This window comes from Mesorhizobium sp. M1078 (assembly GCF_040318615.1).
GTDB lineage: Bacteria > Pseudomonadota > Alphaproteobacteria > Rhizobiales > Rhizobiaceae > Mesorhizobium.
This window is the reverse complement of sequence record NZ_JAMYMP010000010.1, coordinates 56,306-75,224: the sequence shown is the minus strand read 5'-3', so window position 1 is coordinate 75,224 and position 18,919 is coordinate 56,306. Positions and strand designations below refer to the sequence as shown.

The 18,919-nt window shown below is 57.6% G+C and carries 16 protein-coding genes, 1 pseudogene and 1 riboswitch; of the genes and pseudogenes, 10 read left to right on the top strand and 7 right to left on the bottom strand.

Annotated features, from left to right (window positions below; all coding sequences use genetic code 11):
* Window position 1: 1 nt before the first annotated feature.
* The 5 genes from NKH38_RS15625 to NKH38_RS15605 all read right to left on the bottom strand — a co-directional run bounded on the left by NKH38_RS15625 (window position 2) and on the right by NKH38_RS15605 (window position 6,761).
* Complete coding sequence (locus NKH38_RS15625) at window positions 2-2,209, bottom strand: malate synthase G (RefSeq protein ID WP_352762820.1); 2,208 nt, start codon at window positions 2,207-2,209, stop codon at window positions 2-4.
* Window positions 2,206-3,459: a D-amino acid dehydrogenase gene (locus tag NKH38_RS15620; protein ID WP_352762821.1), complete on the bottom strand. Its 1,254-nt coding sequence runs from the start codon at window positions 3,457-3,459 to the stop codon at window positions 2,206-2,208. Before NKH38_RS15620 ends, NKH38_RS15625 begins: the two co-directional genes overlap by 4 nt.
* Before the next feature lie 131 nt (window positions 3,460-3,590).
* Window positions 3,591-3,679, bottom strand: a riboswitch (glycine riboswitch).
* Window positions 3,680-3,864: 185 nt separating this feature from the next.
* Window positions 3,865-5,055, bottom strand: a complete 1,191-nt coding sequence (locus tag NKH38_RS15615) for a glycine C-acetyltransferase (RefSeq protein ID WP_352584826.1) — start codon at window positions 5,053-5,055, stop codon at window positions 3,865-3,867.
* A 38-nt stretch (window positions 5,056-5,093) separates the two neighbouring features.
* Window positions 5,094-6,053 carry an aminotransferase class IV gene (locus NKH38_RS15610; RefSeq protein WP_352762823.1) on the bottom strand — a complete coding sequence of 320 codons (960 nt, stop codon included), beginning with the start codon at window positions 6,051-6,053 and terminating at the stop codon, window positions 5,094-5,096.
* 252 nt (window positions 6,054-6,305) lie between these two features.
* Window positions 6,306-6,761 (bottom strand): Lrp/AsnC family transcriptional regulator, encoded by a 456-nt coding sequence (locus tag NKH38_RS15605; RefSeq protein ID WP_352584798.1) that lies wholly within the window; start codon window positions 6,759-6,761, stop codon window positions 6,306-6,308.
* A gap of 216 nt (window positions 6,762-6,977) precedes the next feature.
* Here NKH38_RS15605 and NKH38_RS15600 point away from each other — a divergent pair.
* From NKH38_RS15600 to NKH38_RS15570, 7 genes and pseudogenes are all read left to right on the top strand, one after another.
* A pseudogene (locus NKH38_RS15600) lies at window positions 6,978-8,159 on the top strand (amidohydrolase).
* Window positions 8,160-8,310: 151 nt separating this feature from the next.
* A complete protein-coding gene (ehuB, locus tag NKH38_RS15595; RefSeq protein WP_352584794.1) occupies window positions 8,311-9,156 on the top strand; it encodes an ectoine/hydroxyectoine ABC transporter substrate-binding protein EhuB in 846 nt (281 codons plus the stop codon).
* Window positions 9,157-9,209: 53 nt separating this feature from the next.
* Window positions 9,210-9,875 carry an ectoine/hydroxyectoine ABC transporter permease subunit EhuC gene (ehuC, locus tag NKH38_RS15590; protein ID WP_352584792.1) on the top strand — a complete coding sequence of 222 codons (666 nt, stop codon included), beginning with the start codon at window positions 9,210-9,212 and terminating at the stop codon, window positions 9,873-9,875.
* Between the two features lie 2 nt (window positions 9,876-9,877).
* Complete coding sequence (ehuD, locus tag NKH38_RS15585; RefSeq protein ID WP_352762824.1) at window positions 9,878-10,543, top strand: ectoine/hydroxyectoine ABC transporter permease subunit EhuD; 666 nt, start codon at window positions 9,878-9,880, stop codon at window positions 10,541-10,543.
* Window positions 10,544-10,545: 2 nt separating this feature from the next.
* Window positions 10,546-11,361: an ectoine/hydroxyectoine ABC transporter ATP-binding protein EhuA gene (gene ehuA, locus NKH38_RS15580; protein WP_352762826.1), complete on the top strand. Its 816-nt coding sequence runs from the start codon at window positions 10,546-10,548 to the stop codon at window positions 11,359-11,361.
* A 114-nt stretch (window positions 11,362-11,475) separates the two neighbouring features.
* On the top strand, window positions 11,476-12,912 hold the full coding sequence (locus NKH38_RS15575; RefSeq protein WP_352762829.1) for an amidase: 1,437 nt from the start codon (window positions 11,476-11,478) through the stop codon (window positions 12,910-12,912).
* Between the two features lie 64 nt (window positions 12,913-12,976).
* On the top strand, window positions 12,977-14,149 hold the full coding sequence (locus NKH38_RS15570) for a M24 family metallopeptidase (protein ID WP_352762831.1): 1,173 nt from the start codon (window positions 12,977-12,979) through the stop codon (window positions 14,147-14,149).
* A 350-nt stretch (window positions 14,150-14,499) separates the two neighbouring features.
* Here NKH38_RS15570 and NKH38_RS15565 read toward each other — a convergent pair whose 3' ends face one another.
* Both NKH38_RS15565 and NKH38_RS15560 read right to left on the bottom strand, forming a co-directional pair.
* Window positions 14,500-14,700: a hypothetical protein gene (locus NKH38_RS15565; protein WP_352584782.1), complete on the bottom strand. Its 201-nt coding sequence runs from the start codon at window positions 14,698-14,700 to the stop codon at window positions 14,500-14,502.
* A gap of 166 nt (window positions 14,701-14,866) precedes the next feature.
* Window positions 14,867-15,613, bottom strand: coding sequence for an IS110 family RNA-guided transposase (locus NKH38_RS15560; RefSeq protein ID WP_352762833.1), 747 nt, complete (start codon window positions 15,611-15,613; stop codon window positions 14,867-14,869).
* Between the two features lie 1,207 nt (window positions 15,614-16,820).
* Between NKH38_RS15560 and NKH38_RS15555 the strand changes: the two genes are divergently transcribed.
* From NKH38_RS15555 to NKH38_RS15545, 3 genes are read left to right on the top strand one after another with little or no spacing between them, the layout of a single operon-like run.
* Complete coding sequence (locus NKH38_RS15555) at window positions 16,821-17,822, top strand: Mu transposase domain-containing protein (RefSeq protein ID WP_352762836.1); 1,002 nt, start codon at window positions 16,821-16,823, stop codon at window positions 17,820-17,822.
* On the top strand, window positions 17,819-18,595 hold the full coding sequence (istB, locus tag NKH38_RS15550) for an IS21-like element helper ATPase IstB (RefSeq protein ID WP_352762837.1): 777 nt from the start codon (window positions 17,819-17,821) through the stop codon (window positions 18,593-18,595). The genes NKH38_RS15555 and istB overlap by 4 nt, the downstream gene beginning before the upstream one ends.
* Window positions 18,592-18,813: a hypothetical protein gene (locus NKH38_RS15545; RefSeq protein ID WP_352762839.1), complete on the top strand. Its 222-nt coding sequence runs from the start codon at window positions 18,592-18,594 to the stop codon at window positions 18,811-18,813. The genes istB and NKH38_RS15545 overlap by 4 nt, the downstream gene beginning before the upstream one ends.
* The last annotated feature ends 106 nt before the right edge of the window (window positions 18,814-18,919 follow it).

Below are 18,919 nucleotides of genomic sequence, written 5' to 3'. Positions count from 1 at the left end.
CCTATACTTCAGATTGCTCTCGGCTTTTTTGCGCAAGCCTGCGCGCATGCAGCACTGGGTCGGTGTATCCGCCCGGCTGCTTGCGGCCTTTGAATACCAGATCCCTTGCCGCAAGGAAGGCAATCGAGTTGTCGAACTCCGGCGCCATCGGCTGGTAGAGCTTGTCACCGGCGTTCTGCTGGTCGACCATGCCCGCCAAGCGCTTCAGCGTCTCCATGACCTGATCGCGCGTGCAGACCCGATGATGTAGCCAGTTGGCGACATGCTGCGAGGATATACGGCAGGTGGCGCGGTCTTCCATCAGGCCGACATCGCTGATGTCCGGCACCTTCGAGCAGCCGACGCCCTGGTTGACCCAGCGCACCACATAGCCAAGAATCCCCTGGCAGTTGTTGTCAAGTTCCTTCTGGATGTCTTCCAGCGTCCAATTGGGGTGCGGCTCGACAGGGATCGACAATATGTCGTCGAGCTTGGCGCGCTCCCGCGCCTTCAGCTTTTCCTGCACCGCATGCACGTCGACCTTGTGGTAGTGCGTGGCGTGCAGCGTCGCCGCCGTCGGCGACGGCACCCAGGCGGTATTAGCGCCGGCCTTCGGGTGTCCGATCTTCTGCTCCAGCATCGCCGCCATCAGGTCCGGCATCGCCCACATGCCCTTGCCGATCTGCGCCCGGCCTTCCAGCCCGCAGGCCAGACCGATATCGACATTCCAGTTCTCGTATGCGCCGATCCATGCCGACTGCTTCATGTCGGACTTGCGGATCATCGGGCCTGCTTCCATCGAGGTGTGGATCTCGTCGCCAGTCCGGTCGAGGAAACCGGTGTTGATGAACACCACGCGCTCCTTCGCAGCGCGGATGCACTCCTTGAGGTTGACCGTAGTACGGCGCTCCTCGTCCATGATGCCCATCTTCATCGTGTTGGGCATCATGCCGAGCGCCTGCTCGACGCGGCCCAACAGTTCCACCGCGAAGGCGACCTCGACCGGCCCGTGCATCTTCGGCTTCACCACATACATGGAGCCTGCCGGCGAGTTGGCGCGGCGACCCTTGTCGCCGATGTCGTGCAGCGCGATGGCTGCCGTCATCATCGCGTCGATGATGCCTTCCGGCACCTCGTTGCCGTCGCGGTCGAGGATGGCCGGGTTGGTCATCAGGTGGCCTACATTGCGCACCAGCATCAGCGAGCGGGCGCGCAGCGAAAAAGGCTTTCCATCCGGGCCGGTGTACTCGATATCCGGCTCCAGCTTGCGGGTAAACGTCGTGCCGCCCTTGGTGACCTGCTCCTCCAGGTTGCCCTTCATCAGGCCGAGCCAGTTGCGGTAGACGGTGACTTTGTCCTCGGCGTCGACCGCCGCGACCGAATCCTCACAATCCATGATAGCAGTGATGGCGGACTCCAGACGCACGTCGGAGATGTCGGCGACATCGGCCTTACCGATCGGCGAGTTCGGATCGATGACAATCTCGATATGGATGCCATTGTTCCTCAGGAGAAAATGCGTCGGCTTCCCCGCTTCGCCCTTGTAGCCGGCGAACTGTTCCGGCGTCTTCAGCTTCACCGCCTTGCCGTCGGCCTTGGCGAGCGCCAACGCGCCGTCGGCGACGCTGATAACCTTGACTTTGCTCCAGCTGGCGCGAACGAGCGGAACGCTCTCATCGAGGAACTTCCGCGCCCAGGCGATCACCTTGTCGCCGCGCACGGGATTGTAGCTCTTGCCCTTCTCCGCGCCGTCATCCTCGGAGATCGCATCCGTGCCGTAGAGCGCTTCATAGAGCGAGCCCCAGCGCGCATTTGCGGCGTTCAGCGCATAGCGCGCGTTCATCACCGGCACGACGAGCTGCGGGCCGGCGATCGAAGCTATCTCGGGATCGACGTTCCTCGTCGAGATGCTGAAATTCGGCCCTTCCGGAACGATGTAGCCGATCTCGGTCAGAAGGGCTTTGTAGGCATCGAGATCATCGGGCGCCCCGTTCTGTCGATGCCAATTGTCGATCTTACTTTGAATGTCGTCCCGCAGCTTCAGCAGCTCGCGATTCCTCGGTGCAAGGTCGTGAATAATCGAAGAGAAGGCTGACCAGAATTCGGAGGCATCTATCCCGGTGCCGGGCAGTGCCTCGTTTGCCACGAAAGCGTGGAGCTCCTTCACAATTTTCAGATCACCTATTTCGACTCGGTTCTGCTTTGAATCGTCTCCATTCGAAATCTTCATGCGGCCAATCTCGCTTCGGCTGGGATCTCCTTGCCGATCACTTCAGCGAGTGCCGCTGAGGTTGCCGCTGACAAGGTCCAGCCCAAATGACCGTGCCCAGTGTTATAGAAGACACCTGGCGTTTTGCCTTTCCCGACCCTGGGCATCATGTTCGGCATCATTGGCCGGAGGCCCGCCCAAGGAATGACCCTATTGGTGGTGATCCCTGGGAAAAGGGTGCGGGTCCACTCGACGAGGGGCCTTACACGGTCATCTCTGATGTCGCGGTTGGCCCCATTGAATTCCGCAGTGCCAGCAACTCGAAAACGTGATTGTCCCAACCTGCTGGTGACGATTTTTGCTCGATCATCCAGAATGCTCACCCAAGGGGCTGACGCCTGAGAGCGTTCGTCGCTGAGGTCGACAGTGATCGAGTACCCTTTGACCGGATAGATGTTCAGGCGGTCCCCGAGCATTGCACCGATACCGCGACTATGGACGCCTGCGCACACCACAACCGCATCCCCGTCGAGATTTTCTGTCGCAGCACCGCTAGCCGAAGCATTTCGCGTGTAGCTGACGGTGAAGCGATTCCGCTTCGTTATGCGCACAACGTCGGCATCGTAAACAAAACTCGCACCTCGCCCCTCACAGACCCGAGCAAGCCCGCTCGTGTATTTGTGGATATCACCTGTGGAGTCGGAGGGTGTGTAGAACCCACCGTGGAAGGAACCGGTGAGTGCTGGTTCAATCGACGAGATTTCAGCAGGTCCTACCGCGTACCTGTCCAGGCCGCCCTCGACCAGCATCTCGTTGACTTTGGCGGCATGATCGAAGCCCGCCTTGTCATAATAGACGTGGAGGATACCCTTCCGAACGTGGTCGAAGTCGATCTTTTCGCGCTCGGCAATATCAAACATATGCTGCCGCGCCAATATCGCCAGCCGTGCAGTGGCGATGGTGTTCTCGCGATACCGCGATATGTTCGCCATAAACTCTGCGAGCCAGCTGTACTTGTGCCACGAGGGGGAGGGATTCATCAGAAGGGGGGCATCGCGGCGCGCCATCCATTTGATACCCTTGATGATCGTAGACCAGTGGTTCCACACTTCTGCGTTGCAGGCCGACAGTTGCCCTCCATTTGCAAACGATGTTTCCATCGCTGCATACCGTTGCTTTTCCAACACGACCACTTCGTAGCCGCTTTGAATGAGCGCGTAGGCGGTCGACACGCCGGTAATTCCGGCGCCGATAACAAGAATCTTCGGCATCTTCTGTCTCCAACAGATGAACGGTGGGGTGTAAGCTCCGGGCCAGTCCCCAAATCTGTCTTGATACCTGAGAGCTTATCCGGATCCGGCTTTCCCCTTCGGTGGACGCGTGCGCGTCTCTCTCCAGATCGTTCGGCGAGGCGGTCACTTATGCCTGAGAGTTTCCTTGGGGGGTTGCTCCGTCGGCGCTGGCGATGCCAGTCTCTCCCGCGTTACCTATGAACTTTCACATCATGCATCTGAAAGCTGTTAGATTTAAATCAATCTCTGTGCGCTCATGCAGATAAAACACCATCTTCCGCCCAGTTTCTGACCGGTTGAACCAGCTAGGCTCTGTGAAGCGGAAAATTCGGTCTATCAACCATCAGCGCGGTGGCATTTGATGAGAAATACGCGCAAGATAGTTTAGGGCGTCATCCCTAGCTCGGCTGCCACGTCGGCGAAAGCCTCGACGCACCGGTCGATGTCAGCGGTGGAATGGGCAGCCGACATCTGCGTTCTGATACGCGCTTGGGCTTTCGGAACGACCGGAAACGAGAAGCCTATCACGTAGATGCCACGTGCCAGCATCTTCTCCGCCATCGCCTGAGCAAGCGACGCGTCGCCCAACATAACCGGGATGATCGGATGATCGGCGCCGGCTAGGGTGAAGCCAGCCTTGGTCATCTTCGAACGGAAGCGATCGGCGTTGGCGTAGAGCTTTTCGCGCAAAGCGTCGCCTTGGTCGATCAGCTCGAACACCTTCAGCGACGCGCCTGCGATCGCCGGCATTAGCGTGTTTGAGAACAAGTAGGGCCGCGACCGCTGGCGCAACCAGTCGACCACCTCGCGCTTCGCCGACGTATAACCACCGGATGCGCCGCCCAGCGCCTTGCCAAGCGTGCCGGTAATGATGTCAACCCTTCCCTCGACCCCGCAATGGTCGGCCGAGCCGCGTCCGTGCCTGCCGACAAACCCGACTGCGTGGCTGTCGTCGACCATGACCATAGCCCCGTACTTCTCGGCGAGATCGCAGATACCGCCCAGGTTGGCGATGATGCCGTCCATGGAGAACACCCCGTCGGTCGCAATCAGTTTGAAGCGACTACCCTCCGCCTTCCTTAGTTCCTCCTCAAGGGCTGCCATGTCGTTGTTGGCGTAGCGGAAGCGCTTGGCCTTGGAGAGTCGCACGCCGTCAATGATCGAGGCGTGATTCAGCGCATCCGAGATGATCGCGTCCTCTTCGCCGAGCAGCGTTTCGAACAGACCGCCATTGGCATCGAAGCAGGAGGAATACAGGATCGTGTCCTCCAGTCCCAGAAACGAGGAGATGCGCGCCTCAAGCTGCTTGTGCTCCTCCTGCGTTCCACAGATGAAGCGTACCGAGGCCATTCCGTATCCGTAGCGGTCGAGGGCCACCTTCGCGGAGGCCCTCAGTTCCTCGTTGTCCGCCAAACCAAGATAATTGTTAGCGCAGAAATTCAAAACCTTTGCGCCGCTCGCCACCTCGATCTCTGCCGACTGCATCGAGGTAATCACCCTTTCGGGCTTGTAAAGCCCAGCCGACTTCAGACCGCGGATTTCTTTTTCGAGATGAGATATGAAAGTCGGGTTCAAGTTTATCCTATTTGTAACAGAGGGGAGTGGCGTCGGTCCTATTTGTATTGAATTGGTGTAGACCACATAGGGTCGCTGTGCTTTTTCCAGTACAGATCGGTAATTCGCTTGGTTATCGGTCCGACACTACCGTCTCCAACCAAACGGTCGTCAATCTTCGTCACCGGCATTATACCGCCAGCCGTCGAGGTGATGAAAACCTCGTCAGAACCCTTGAGTTCTTCCCGATCGATGTCGCCGGCGATAACATCGATACCCAACTCACCACAAAGATCGAACACGCTTTGTCGTGTGATACCCGCGAGAACTCCATGAGCAGGCGTCTTCAATTTCTGGCCTTTGACCGCGAAAACGTTGAAGCCTGGCCCTTCTGCGATGTTGCCGTTAGTATCAACGATAAGTGCAGTTTCTGCGCCGGAATCGTACGCATCAAACAGTCCTTTGACCAAATCCAGCCAATGATAATTCTTTATGCCCGGATCAACCGACGCTGGGGGAATACGAACAGTATCGCTGATCGCGACGTGAAGCCCGCGCTGCATCTGCGCCTTATTGGCGACCGAGCCATATGGAACAGCGAATGCAATGAACCTATTTTCCGCCTGACGCGGGTCTCGGCTGAACGTTGGCGAGCCCCCTCGTGTACAAATCATCTCGACATAAGCAGACTGATGTCCGGACAGCGCCACGCATGTAGAAAGGATGCTCTCGATCTCAGCATGAGTATATGGAATCTTCATTCGAAGTTTCGCCATTCCGCGATGGAATCGTTCCAAATGCTTATCGAGCCTGAAGAAGCGTCCATCCCACACGTGCACGGTATCGTAGGTCGCGTCGGAATGAAGGAACCCCCAATCCAGTACGGAGATTTTTGCTTCTGACATCGGAAGGTATTGGCCGTCCATGAAAGCGACGCCATGCGGATAGCGCCTTGGATCCTGATGGCGCTCGTCGATGGATGGAAACATCGTGACAGGTTGAGCTTCGGCAGATGTCATTTCCTGAGATCCTCAAATGGCCGCAGTATGGGCGCTCTGCTTTTGAGACCGCCGGGTACGGAGTCGAGACAGAACGCGATGGAAGTCGCTGACGTGGGCTGTTGGCCTGCCGACAGATGGCGGTGGTTCGCACAGCCGTGAAGCTATTTTGCAGATCCCAACGCGAGAATTTCGATCAAACCGGTCGGCTGATCGCAATGAACGCTTCAAAAAGGTTCGGATTTTGATCGGATAGCCTTTTGCATACGGCGGCTAAGTCAAGACGCGTGGCTCAAATTTGACCCGATCTAGTGCGATCATACTTTTGAACTTCCGCACGTTGGGATTGGTATAGAGTTTGGTTTTAACAAAGACATCGAAAGCCTCGACATCCTCGACGGCGACAATCAGAACAAAATCAGCATCACCGGTTACCATGTAGCACTGGGTTACTTCCTTCGCAGCGCGCATTGCCCGTTTGAAATCATCAACCAGGTCGAGTCGCTCTCGATCGAGCTCAACGTTGACAACAACCGTCAACGTCTTTCCCAGCGCTTTGGGGTCGACCAATGAGATATCCGCGGTGATAACGCCGTCAGCCCGCAGTTTGTTGACGCGGCGCATACACGAGGCTGCCGATGATCCGACTAGATCAGCGAGCTCCGAAAACGACAACCGATTGTTTTTCTGGAGGGTAGCGAGGATGCGCCGATCAAGATCGTCCAGCATATTTGGTGTCCAACGTTAGGCGAAGCACTCGATATCGCTCCCGGAATATGCGCTGCCGGCTCGAACGATGTAAGGGCATATCTCACCCCTCAGTGACGCAAGCATTTCACGTAGGCGATCACTTTGCTCACGACATTTCGAAACCGTTTCCTTTTTGAAGCGACAAAAGGTGAACGTTGCTGCATGCCTTTCGATATCGTGGCCTTAGGAGCCGACATGAGAAAAGCGGAAGATTTCTTGCATCTGGAAGCTGAAGTCACGGCTTGGCGTCGGCATATTCACAGCCATCCCGAACTGGATTTCGATGTTCAGGATACTGCTCGGTTCGTATGCGATAAACTGGAGTCGTTTGGCATAGACCACATCGAAACCGGCATTGGCGGAAGCGGCGTGATCGCCCTGATAGAGGGAGGCCTGGGTTAGGGCAGCACAATCGCCCTCCGGGCCGATATGGATGCATTGCCTATTCAGGAAACGACAAAGCTTCCATGGGCGTCACGTGCCGTCGGTAAGATGCATGCCTGCGGCCATGATGGGCATATGGCTATGCTGCTTGGCGCGGCGAAGTACCTTTCAGAGGCGCGAGACTTCAGAGGGCGTGTGGCACTGATCTTCCAGCCGGCGGAAGAGGTAGAATTCCCGTCCGGCGGCTTCAAAATGATCCAGGATGGGTTCCTGGATCGCTTGCAGATCTCGCAGGTATTTGGTCTCCACAATTGGCCAGGTCTGGATGTCGGAAAATATGCCATTTGCAGCGGGCCGCTAATGGCCTCGCAGGATGACTTTGACATCACGATTCAAGGCCGCGGTGGTCACGCTGCGAACCCGCACCTTGCCGTCGATCCCGTTGTAATAGCTGCTCACACCATAACGGGGCTGCAGTCTTTGGTTTCACGCTACACCGATCCCACGGATTCGCTTGTCATCTCGGTGACGAAGCTATCCGCTTCGAACGCGTACAACGTTATCGCTGACAAGGTAAAACTCGCGGGTACGGTCCGATCTCTTGCTCCCCACCTCCGCGTTTTTGCTGAGCAACAGATTGAGATTGTCGCGAGAAAGATAGCGCAGGCTTTCGGTGGCGACATTACCTATCGCTACCGCCCTTCAGTACCAGTCACAGTCAACGACGTGAAAGCGACCGATGTTGCAGCGCGGGCCGCGGAGGCAGCCAGCCAAACGGAAAGCGTCAACCGCCGTGTTAGGCCGGCCATGGGCGCCGAAGACTTCGCATATATGCTCGATGCGCGGCCAGGCGCTATGATTTTCCTTGGCAACGGAAAGACCGCTGCACTCCACAACCCAAATTACGACTTCAGCGACGCTGCTATCCCTTACGGCATCGCGTACTGGGTGAACGTTGTCGGAGCGACACTGGGCACGGCGAGTATGCGCTGAGGGTAGTCAGAAAATGCACGTACCTGGTTCTGATGTTTCATCCGACTATGATTTTTGACCGAAATGCTCTATTCGGCATGCAGTACCATCTCCGGGTTGGGTCAGCGGCTATTACGGGCTGCGGCTCGCTAGAAAAGAAAAGGGAACTCCGATGGTAACTAAGATAGGGGCCGCCTTACTGGTGGCAGGAATTGCCGGTCTGGCAGGTTCATTTGCAGCGCATGCGGGTCCGCTAGAGGACCGGGTTAAGGCAGGAGAGCCGATCAGAATCGGGTTCACCAACGGTCCGATCTACGCGTTTCTCGATGACAAAGGTCAGCCGAAGGGTTTCGTGAATACAATCGCGCTTGACGTCCTGAAAAGCATGGGGATCACAAAAATCGACCCTGTCCCCACCGAGTGGAGTGGCATGATCCCTGGTCTGCAGGCTGGCCGGTACGACATAATCACCGGCGGTATGTACATACTGGGCAGCCGTTGTAAGAACGTGACCTTCTCAGAACCGATCGCCAAAACTGGCGACGCGTTTCTGGTGCCGAAGGGGAATCCAAAGGGTATCCACAACTACAAAGATATCTTGAACAAGAATGCCACTTTTGTAACCTACTCGGGTGCCAGCCTGATCGAGGCTGCAAAGAAGGAAGGCGTTGCGGACGAACAGATCACACAGGTTCCAAGCGGAACGGAAGTCGTTGCGGCAGTCAAATCAGGACGCGCGGACGCTGGGGGCATGACCTACTTCGAGGTTAAGGGCGTTGCGGATGAATCGAAGGGAGAGCTAGAGGCGACCAATCCAAATGACCTCCCCGAGTGGACGCAGAACTGGATCGGCCTTGGCTTCCGATCGGAAGACGCCGATTTCCTGGCGCGGTTCAACGAGGCTTTGAAGAAATACATCGGGACGCCTGAAATGATCGAGGCGGTTAAGCCATACGGACTGACCGAGGTGAACCTGCCAGGCCCCACAACAACTGAGTGGGCATGTTCCAACCGCTGACATGAAGGCTATGCGGGCCCAGAGAGGCCCGCATAGCCGCTAGAGGTGGGAATATGAGTCTCCTGGATTTTTTCATCCAATATTCACCCCAGCTGTTCTCGGGTGCCTATATCACCGTTTTGGTGTTTGCCTGTTCTAGCATGCTGAGCATCGCGTTGGCGATTTCTGCTGGGCTTTCCAAAATGGCCCAGATCGCGCCTTTGCGCTGGGTTGCCAATATCTACGTGGAGCTCTTCAGAGGGACCTCACTCTTAGTACAGCTCTACTGGATTTTTTTCGTCCTACCTTTATTCGGTCTGACAATAGAGAAATTCACGGCTGGCTGTCTGGCAATTGGTTTGAACATCGGAGCGTATGGCGCCGAGTTAGTCAGAGGTGCGATTCTAGCTGTTCCGAAAGGTCAGACGGAGGCAGCGATCGCCCTGAACATGACGACCTCAACGCGAATTCGTCGCATCATCCTTCCTCAGGCCTTTCTGATCGCGCTACCCGCATGGGGAAACCTTCAGATCGAGCTTCTGAAGGCGACGGCGCTCGTTGCGTTGATATCCGTCGGCGATCTCATGTTTGAAGTCAGGCAGATTAACGGCGTCACTTATCTTTCCGCCCAAGCCTTCGGTGCAGCGCTGATCATATATTATGTCTTGGCAAGGTTTCTCCTTACACCCGCGATGCGCGTTCTAGAGATGGGAATGCGTCGAAAGCTGGGGGGCGCCTGATCATGTTCAACTGGGATTGGGAATTTACCTGGCAAATCCTACCTAGGCTTCTTTCGGCAACTGGAAACACTGTGATTGCTGCGCTGTTGGGCTATCTGATAGCGATGGCACTTGGGCTCGTATTCACCTTTATGCTGCGGACGAGGTCTCAAGTAATCACAGTTGTTGCGAGGGAGATAATCGACTTCATTCGCTCCACACCACTTCTAGTCCAAGTTTTTTTCGTTTTCTACGTCGGACCCCAGTTCGGAATCCGTTTGAGTCCGTGGGCGGCCGGTATGTTTGCTATTGGTGTGCACTACGCTTGCTATCTGTCTGAAGTTTATCGCGGCGGGATCGACGCGGTTGCACGTGGACAATTTGAAGCCGCAACCGCGCTGAATATGTCAGCGAAGCAAACTTATTTTCGGATAATACTGCCCCAAGCATTTCCACTCTGCATTCCAGGAATGGGAAACTATCTGATCGGAATATTCAAAGACACCCCTATGCTGTCAGTCATAGGTGTTGCTGAGCTGACGCACGCTGCCAATTCCATTGGCGGTGAGAGTTACCGGTTTCTTGAGCCGTTCACTCTGGTTGGCCTGATATTCCTCGTGATCTCTCTTCCATCAGCAGGATTGGTAAAGCTAGTCGATAGCTATGTCCGGCGCAGACAAGGAATTTAAAGATGCAGGACATGTCACAACTGCCGTTGAAACTTTCCGGCGATCAGAAGCCAATCGTCCGTTTCCGCAACGTCACCAAATCTTATGGTTCGCTCGTTGTGTTGGACAATCTGAATCTTGACATCGCAAGGGGCGAGACGGTGACCATTATCGGGCCTTCGGGTTCGGGCAAGACCACGGTTTTGCGGGTACTTATGACGCTCGATCCCATCAACAGTGGATGCATCTATGTCGACGGCGAACCTCTGACGCACATGGAAAGAAATGGGAGGCTTGTGCCGGCAGATCAAAAGCACGTTCGAGCTAGACGATCCGACATTGGGATGTGTTTTCAGCACTTCAATTTGTTCCCTCACATGACGGCTCTGGAAAACTGCATAGAGGGCCCAGTCCAAGTCTTGAAGTTGCCGAAAGCCGAAGCTCGGGATCGCTGCGTCGAACTGCTTGAAATGGTCGGCATGCTTGAGAAAAAGGACCAGCATCCTTCGCGGCTTTCAGGTGGTCAGCAGCAACGCGTTGCCATTGCTCGCGCCCTGGCGATGAGGCCGAAAGTCATGCTGTTTGATGAGGTCACCTCTGCTCTCGATCCCGAAGTGATCGGTGAGGTTACACATGTGATCCGCAAGCTCGTCGCGGAGCACAACCTGACAATGCTGCTAGTGACGCATCAGATGGGCTTCGCACGCGACATATCGGATCGAGTTTGTTTCTTCTACCGTGGCAAGATCGAGGAGCAGGGAAAACCCTCAGAACTGTTCCTCAACCCCATTAAAGAGCGGACGCAGCAGTTTTTGCGGGCAGTCAAAGAAGCCTACTGATCGAATATTCATGCAAGGTCCGACTTCAAGGAATGCTCTGCTGCGCCTGGCATTCGCTTTGAAGGTCAGCAGACGGCAATTTCCTTTATCAATAGGCGCCAGATAGGACTTGCTATGGGTAATTCTTCATCCTATGAAAATGACATTCCAGAACTATGTCAGTTCGACGCAGGAATGCTTGCGCAGTTGTACGGTATCGGCGACGTTTCTCCAGTTGAGGTCACACACGCTTGCCTTGAGCGCGCCAGCGACGTTCAGAAGAGGCTGAACGGCTTTACGTTCCTAGATGCCGACAGAGCTCTCAGTGCCGCGAAAGCATCTGAAGTGCGTTGGCGGGCTGGTGAGCCACAGTCACCTATCGATGGCGTTCCAACGACACTCAAAGACATTGTCCATGTAGAAAACTGGTCAGTCCGTTATGGCAGCACCACCACAGAGACGGCACCTTTCAGTCAGGACGCCCCGGCCGTAGCCGGACTTCGAAAAGCAGGTGCGGTTTTCATCGCCCAAACCACGATGCCTGAATTCGGATGGAAAGCGGTAACTGATAGCCCGGCTTTCGGCGTCACAAAAAACCCGTGGAACACCAACCTCACACCGGGCGGCTCGTCCGGGGGTGCGGCTGTCGCGGCTGCTACAGGAGTCGGAGCGCTGCACTTGGGCACCGACGGTGGCGGCTCGATCCGGGTTCCTGCATCCTTTACAGGGATCGTTGGGCACAAGCCGAGTTTCGGTCGAGTTGCTGCCTATCCACCCAGCGCATTTGGAACTGTCGCGCACATAGGACCGATGACGCGATCGGTCCGGGATTGCATCAACATGCTCGATGCCATGACGGGTCGCGATTTGCGTGACTGGACGCAGCCTTGCTTCGAATTTTCGCAATTGAGGTCTGAACCAATACCATGGGCGGGACGGCGCGTCGGATACTGGAAGGCGCCAGTGACCGGAAAACTAAGCGCCGAGGTAGCCGGCACGGTCGACGGTGTGGTTCAAAACCTGATAGCGGCCGGCGCAGAGGTACAGGAAGTGACCTTGCCTTTTGCCGATGACCTTCTGGAGGTATTCTACCGGCATTGGTACGTCGGTGCGGCGAACCGTCTGTCCGGATTTCCTGAATCGGTGCTGGAATCCGTGGACCCCGGACTTGTGAAGGCTGCGGATGTTGGACGGCGATACAGCGCTGTAGATCGAATATGGGCGGAGGTGCGACGCGCTCAGTTTGGAGCTGAAATGGACAGCTTGCTTTCGACGTTTGACGTAGTTCTATCGCCCACAGTGGCAGTCCTGCCCTTCGAAGCAGGTCGCGAGGTGCCCGCCGACAGCGATTTTGAAAGCTGGATCGAATGGGCATCATTCAGCTTTCCAATCAACCTCAGCCAACAGCCGGCCTGCTCGATCCCTGTTGGGTTTTCGAGGGAACATCTTCCCATCGGTATCCAGGTGATCGGCGCACGCGGCGACGACGCCGTAGTGCTGCGGGCAGGACTCGCGATCGAAGAAATGTGTCAGAGCACTTTTCTTAAGCCTGGCTCACGGTGGCCCGGTTGACAAGTTTTGGCCCACCATCACCACACAGGCGCGAAGATGCACCAGCGATGCTCCGACGGATAAGATGACCACTGACCGATATTATAAGGGCTTCAATAGAAGCGAGTACGAATCGCGGCTTATACGTGCCCAAGCATTGATGGGAGAGTACAAACTAGACGGCATTCTCCTCTCTTCAATGGATAACATACGATATACAGCCGGGATCGACTCTACTTTCTGGGAAAGTTACACGCGGCCCTGGTTTGTGCTCGTTCCAGCTGAGGGCGATCCGATCGCGATCATTCCGGAGATTGGTCGCGCGATTATGGAAACGACATGGGTCAAAAACATCAGATCCTGGCCGTCGCCTCGCCCTGAAGACGAGGGCACTTCGCTTCTCGTGGAAGCAATCTCCGCGCTTCCTCGCCGGCACGGAAGGATTGGTGCCGAACTTGGCATGGAGTTGCGTATCGGAATGCCGGTGGCGCAGTTCCTGGATATACGAAGCAAATTGCAGGGTGTCGAGATCGTAGACGGATCTCACCTCATTTGGCTTTTGCGTATGATTAAGAGTTCGGGCGAGGTTGCCAGGATCCAAAAAGCAATCGACATCGCTGCAGTCACTTTTGACGATGTCCCTAACTTTATCCGCATAGGTGATAGCGAACGGACCGTTCAGCGAGAATTTCGTGGTCGTCTGAATTCTGGGGGTGCGGGAGCGATCCCTGCGGTCATCGTCCGGTCCGACTTGGGAGGTCCGTTTGAGATAACTGGCGGGCCGCGCGATCGTCCGATCGCGAACGGAGATCTCCTTTTCATCGATACCGGAACGACGTTCGATGGGTACTTTTGCGACTACGATCGCAACTACCGTGTTGGAGATGTGAGCGACGCGCTAAAGCGCGCGCACGAGCAGGTCTGGAGGGCAAATGAAGCTGGCCTTGCCGCAGCAAGACCAGGTGTCCCAGCAGAATCTGTTTTTGCGGCTATGGCAACCGTCCTGTCGTCTCGCACTAACGATCTGAACAGCAATGGAAGGATGGGGCACGGTCTAGGACTTCGGGTGACCGAACCGCCATCCATCCGGCTCGGCGACCGAACTTTGCTGGCGCCGGGGATGGTTCTCTGCATCGAACCGGGTCTCGAATATGAACCAGGGAAGATCGTGCTTCACGAAGAAACTGTTCTGATAACACAAGACGGTGCAGAACTCCTCACTCCCAGAGCGCCACGCGAGCTTCCCACGATCGGCTGAGTGCCGCGCAGGTGGCGAAAGGACCAAATGTCACGCGGAGAACCCGATCGTGTTTCGGGCATGGAGATCGGCGTTCCGGCTGAAACTCCGAAGCGGGTGACCATCGCTCATCAGATAGGCTGAATGCGTACTCTTCACGTTCGATCAGAGACTCTGAGGAAGCGATCTTCTTCCTAACGCCCCGTTCATCGACCGCCAGCGCTTTCACAACATCTGGCATGCAAGCCATTAGCATCAAGCATGCAGCGACTGGATCTTCTCTAACCAACGCCACCCTCATCAGGCGCCGGATCTGAAAACCCCTCGGATGCGTTCGCAATGGTGGCCCAACCTAACCTTTGCAGATTCCGCTAGAGCATCGGGCGGGAAGTTTGAATCGAGGTTTCTTTTTTTTGATCGAACAGTGATTCACCGTTGGCTGGAGGTGGCGCCATGGGAAGAGCTGTTTCATCGGATTTGCGGTTGCGGATTGTGAAGGGGATTTCAGGAGGCAAGTCTCGGCGCGCCGTCGCGGCCCAGTTCGAGGTTGCCGCCTCGACGGCGGTACGCATTCATATAGCGCGGCATATGTGGAACGGCAACGCGGGCAAGCGCTTTTTCAGACATTTCACCCAGCCTCTCTCGCCTCGGGATTTCGTCCCGTGGGTCATCGTCTAATTGTGCACCTCGCCTCTGTCCGGCGTCGCGCCGGCCAGTCCGTCCTGGTCGTCGTTCGGCTCAGGCGCGTGCTGCGCCGCTTGCCGCACCAGTATTTCGATATGTCCCGCCCTTGGTGAGCAACGCCCAGATAATCCTCGCCATCTTGTTGGCGAGCGCGACCGCGACGACCTTGAAAGGCCGCCGTGCCAAAAGGGTGACTAGCCATCGCAGCGCTTTGTCGTTTCCCTTAACACGCTGCAAGACAGACGTCGCGCCACAAACGAGCAGCGAGCGGAGCGTCGGGTTGCCCATTTTCGATATGCCGCCGAGCCGCTCCTTGCCGCCGCTCGAATGAGGCTTTGGCGTCAGTCCCAGCCAGGCGGCGAAGTGACGGCCGGATTTGAACCCGCCGGGATCCAGGACCAGCGCTTTGACGGAAGCCGCCGTGATCGCTCCGACGCCCGGAATTGTGGTCAGCCGTCGCATGTCCTCATCGCGCTTCGCTTCGCCGACGATCCCTCGTTTGAGCTTGTCGATTTGACGCGTCAGCGCCTCGATCTGATAGGCGATCTCAGCCAAAGCCAGTCGAGCGGCTTTTGGCAGGCAAACGTCCTCCTCGTCCCGGACGATCTCGATCAACGCAGCCACTTTAGCCGTGCCGAGGGCGGCAATAACGCCCAACTCCGACAATGTGTCGAAGACGGTCGAAACCCGCTGATAAACGACGACAAGAGCTGAAGCGCTGGAAGAGCAAAGGCGGCCGACCGCGCGCTCTTCAACTAGCGCTGTAGCGGGCGGCCGCCTTTGCGGCGCGGTGCTGATCATGGGAGGTTGAAGGCGATAGACGCGGGGCACGTCTCCAGCCGCCCTGAGGCGGCTTTCGACGTACCCCGCCATGCGCCTGCCTGTGGTAGATCTGCGGGTAATCAGCGCCGCAGAAACAATCCGGCGTAACACCGATCTCAACTGGCAAGTCCGGGCTCGGTGTCACGCTCCACTGACGGTGCGCGACTGCATTATCGCATTGTCAGCGCATTCCGTCGACCTTTTCCCCGAACTCCCTGCGGCGCTCCGAAAGGATCGTCGCGGATGCTCACGGGCCGCGTCTTTCTGTGCGGCCGCTGCCGTTCGCAGGTAACGATCTGCCGCAGCTGCGACCGGGGACAGCGCTACTGCGGCCAGGACTGCGCCCGTGCTGCCCGCCGCGAGAGTGTGCGCGAGGCGGGGCGACGTTATCAGCCCAGCCGCCGTGGACGCCTGGCTCATGCGGTCCGGGCCCGACGATATCGGGCTCGGCACAATAAAGTGACGCATCATTCTCCACCTGCATCTCCTGCCGGTTCACTACTGGTCCAGTCCCTCGAACGATGTCGTCGCTGCTTTTGCTGACGTCGCCGGGCGGGCGACGACATCGGTCATGCCCACGCCGTGCTGTCGGCGCTGCGACTGTCGACTGTCGCCGTTCGTTCGCACCGGCTTCGTGCGTCGCCGGGGGCCTCGTTATGCCCGTGAAGCTGACTACGCAGACGGAGAGCCCGCATCATGACCATCAGCCCCGAACTGGAAGCGCAGATCCTGCGCCTGTATTACGCCGAGAAGTGGCGCTGCGGCACCATCGCCAGGCAATTGCATGTCCATCACACGACGGTGCATCGCGTTCTGGCCCAGGCGGGATTGCCCCGGCACAAGCCGCTGCAGAGAGCCTCAATCATTGACTCGTATCTTCCATTCATTGAGCAGACGCTGGAAAAGTTCCCCTCGCTGACCGCCAGCCGCCTTTATGCGATGGTGCGCGAGCGCGGCTACCGGGGCTTGCCGACGCACTTTCGGCACCTGGTCGCCCTGCACCGTCCACGCAAGCCGGCCGAGGCGTTCCTGCGGCTGCGCACATTGCCGGGCGAGCAGGGACAGGTCGACTGGGCCCACTTCGGGCACATCGAGATCGGCAACGCCCGCCGGCCGCTGATGGCGTTCGTGATGGTGCTTTCCTACTCACGCGACATCTACCTGCGCTTCTTCCTCGACGCCGCGCATGGAAAACTTCCTGCGCGGTCACGTCGGCGCGTTCAACACATGGTGCGGGCTGCCCAGGGTCCTGCTCTACGACAATCTCAAGAGTGCGGTGCTCGAGCGCCAGGGCGATGCGATCCGCTTCCATCCGACGCTGCTTGCCTTCGCCGGCTTCTATCGGTTCGAGCCACGTCCTGTCGCGGTTGCCCGGGGCAACGAAAAAGGCCGCGTCGAGCGCGCCATACGGCATATAAGGGAAGCATTCTTCATCGCCCGCAAGTTCACCGATCTCGACGATCTGAACGCCCAGGCCGAACAGTGGTGCCGCAACCAGGCAGCCGACCGGCCATGCCCCGAGGACCGGACGATGACGGTCCGCCAGGCGTTTGCGCAAGAGCAGCCACTGCTTCTGCCGCTGCCCGCCAACCCATACCCCGTCGAGGAGCAGGTCGCCGCCAAGGTTGGCAAAACGCCCTATGTGCGCTTCGACCTCAACGATTACTCGGTACCGCATGCTCATGTCAGGCGCACGCTCAGCGTGCGCGCCGATCTCGGCCTCGTCCGTGTCTTCGACGGCGCAAAGATGATCGCCAGTCACCGTCGCAGCTATGATCGCGACCAGCAGATCGAGGACCCTCAGCACCTCAAGGCACTCGTCGCAATCAAGCGCGAGGCGCGCCAGCATCGCGGCCTCAACAGCCTGACGCGCGCCGTGCCGGCCTGCCAGACCCTGATGATCCGGGCCGCCGAGCGTGGCTCCAATATCGGTGCGATCACAAACGCGATGCTGAAACTGCTTGACCTGTACCGCGCAGGAACTGCAGGCCGCCGTCGAGGAAGCTTTGCATGCCGGCGCCTCCCATTCGAGGTCGGTTCGCGACGTACTGGAACGCCGCCGGGTCGCCCGTGGTGCTCCGCCGCCGGTCGAAACGAGCCTGCCCGAACACGTGCGGCGCAAGGATACGACGGTACGGCCGCATCGCCTCGACAGCTACGACCAACTGACCCTTGGAGGCAAAGATGATGAATAATCCCGACATCCTGCTCAACCGGGCCAAGGCATTGCGCCTCAATGGCCTGATCACCCATTGGGACGAAATCGCTGGCGCGGACTGGCTGGCCGCCGTCCTTCAATGGGAAGAAGAGGAGCGCTCCGACAGTTCGATGCGGCGACGCACGCGTGCCGCCAGGCTCGGCCACTTCAAGCAACTGTCCGATTATGACTGGCACTGGCCTCGCCGCATCGACCGCGCCGCCGTCGAGGATCTGATGACCCTGTCCTTCATGAACGATGCCGCCAACATCGTCTTTATCGGCCCCAACGGCGTCGGGAAATCGACACTTGCTCGCAATGTCGCTCACCAGGCGCTCATCTGCGGTCACACCGTCCTCTTCCGAACCCCCAGCGAGATGCTCGGCGAACTCGCCGCCCTCGACAGCGACGCAGCCTTGCGCCGACGCCTTCACCACTACGCCGCCGCCGACGTTCTTGCGATCGACCAGGTCGGGTATCTGTCCTACTCGAACCGTCATGCGGACCTGCTGTTCGAGCTCATCAGCCGGCGCTACGAAAAACGCTCAACCATCATCACCACCAACAGACCCTTCGCTGATTGGTCGGAGGTCTTTCCCAATGCCGCCTGTGTCGTCAGCCTCGTCGACCGCCTCATGCACCGATCCGAGGTGATCTCCATCGAAGGCGATTCCTACCGCTTCAAGGAAGCGGCCGAGCGATCAAAGGCACAGCGCGAAAAACGCACCAGCCGCTCCTCCGGCGAAAAGGTGCCCGCGGCATGAAACCAGATCCTCAACCGTCCGGCCTCAGTCGTGGTATCCACTTCCTCATCAATCCCGAATGGACACCCCAACAGGCGCTCGCTGTCTTCGAGCTCCTCAACGATCTCGCCGATAGCATCTGGTCTCACTACGGCGTCCAACTCCAGGAACTTATCCAGGAGCAGCAACGAACACCGACCGATCACAGCGATATCGAAAAAGCCCCGTCCTCGTTCTAAAGCACACATCCTCGACACTCGGCGGCCTGCAAAGGCCGCCTTTTTGTTCCGTCCACAAGCACCAAACGCTTGTCGTCGTTTAAACGCGCTTTTGAAAAGCCATCAA

Excerpts from the sequence above, each read along its gene's own strand:
- ehuC (WP_352584792.1), top strand. The coding sequence starts at position 9,210 with ATGAGTCTCCTGGATTTTTTCATCCAATATTCACCCCAGCTGTTCTCG.
- NKH38_RS15545 (WP_352762839.1), top strand. The coding sequence starts at position 18,592 with ATGAAACCAGATCCTCAACCGTCCGGCCTCAGTCGTGGTATCCACTTC.
- NKH38_RS15620 (WP_352762821.1), bottom strand. The coding sequence starts at position 3,459 with ATGCCGAAGATTCTTGTTATCGGCGCCGGAATTACCGGCGTGTCGACC.
- ehuA (WP_352762826.1), top strand. The coding sequence starts at position 10,546 with ATGCAGGACATGTCACAACTGCCGTTGAAACTTTCCGGCGATCAGAAG.
- istB (WP_352762837.1), top strand. The coding sequence starts at position 17,819 with ATGATGAATAATCCCGACATCCTGCTCAACCGGGCCAAGGCATTGCGC.
- NKH38_RS15565 (WP_352584782.1), bottom strand. The coding sequence starts at position 14,700 with ATGCGTACCGCCGTCGAGGCGGCAACCTCGAACTGGGCCGCGACGGCG.
- NKH38_RS15610 (WP_352762823.1), bottom strand. The coding sequence starts at position 6,053 with ATGACATCTGCCGAAGCTCAACCTGTCACGATGTTTCCATCCATCGAC.
- NKH38_RS15605 (WP_352584798.1), bottom strand. The coding sequence starts at position 6,761 with ATGCTGGACGATCTTGATCGGCGCATCCTCGCTACCCTCCAGAAAAAC.
- NKH38_RS15555 (WP_352762836.1), top strand. The coding sequence starts at position 16,821 with ATGGAAAACTTCCTGCGCGGTCACGTCGGCGCGTTCAACACATGGTGC.
- NKH38_RS15570 (WP_352762831.1), top strand. The coding sequence starts at position 12,977 with ATGACCACTGACCGATATTATAAGGGCTTCAATAGAAGCGAGTACGAA.
- ehuD (WP_352762824.1), top strand. The coding sequence starts at position 9,878 with ATGTTCAACTGGGATTGGGAATTTACCTGGCAAATCCTACCTAGGCTT.
- ehuB (WP_352584794.1), top strand. The coding sequence starts at position 8,311 with ATGGTAACTAAGATAGGGGCCGCCTTACTGGTGGCAGGAATTGCCGGT.
- NKH38_RS15575 (WP_352762829.1), top strand. The coding sequence starts at position 11,476 with ATGGGTAATTCTTCATCCTATGAAAATGACATTCCAGAACTATGTCAG.
- NKH38_RS15625 (WP_352762820.1), bottom strand. The coding sequence starts at position 2,209 with ATGAAGATTTCGAATGGAGACGATTCAAAGCAGAACCGAGTCGAAATA.
- NKH38_RS15560 (WP_352762833.1), bottom strand. The coding sequence starts at position 15,613 with ATGATCAGCACCGCGCCGCAAAGGCGGCCGCCCGCTACAGCGCTAGTT.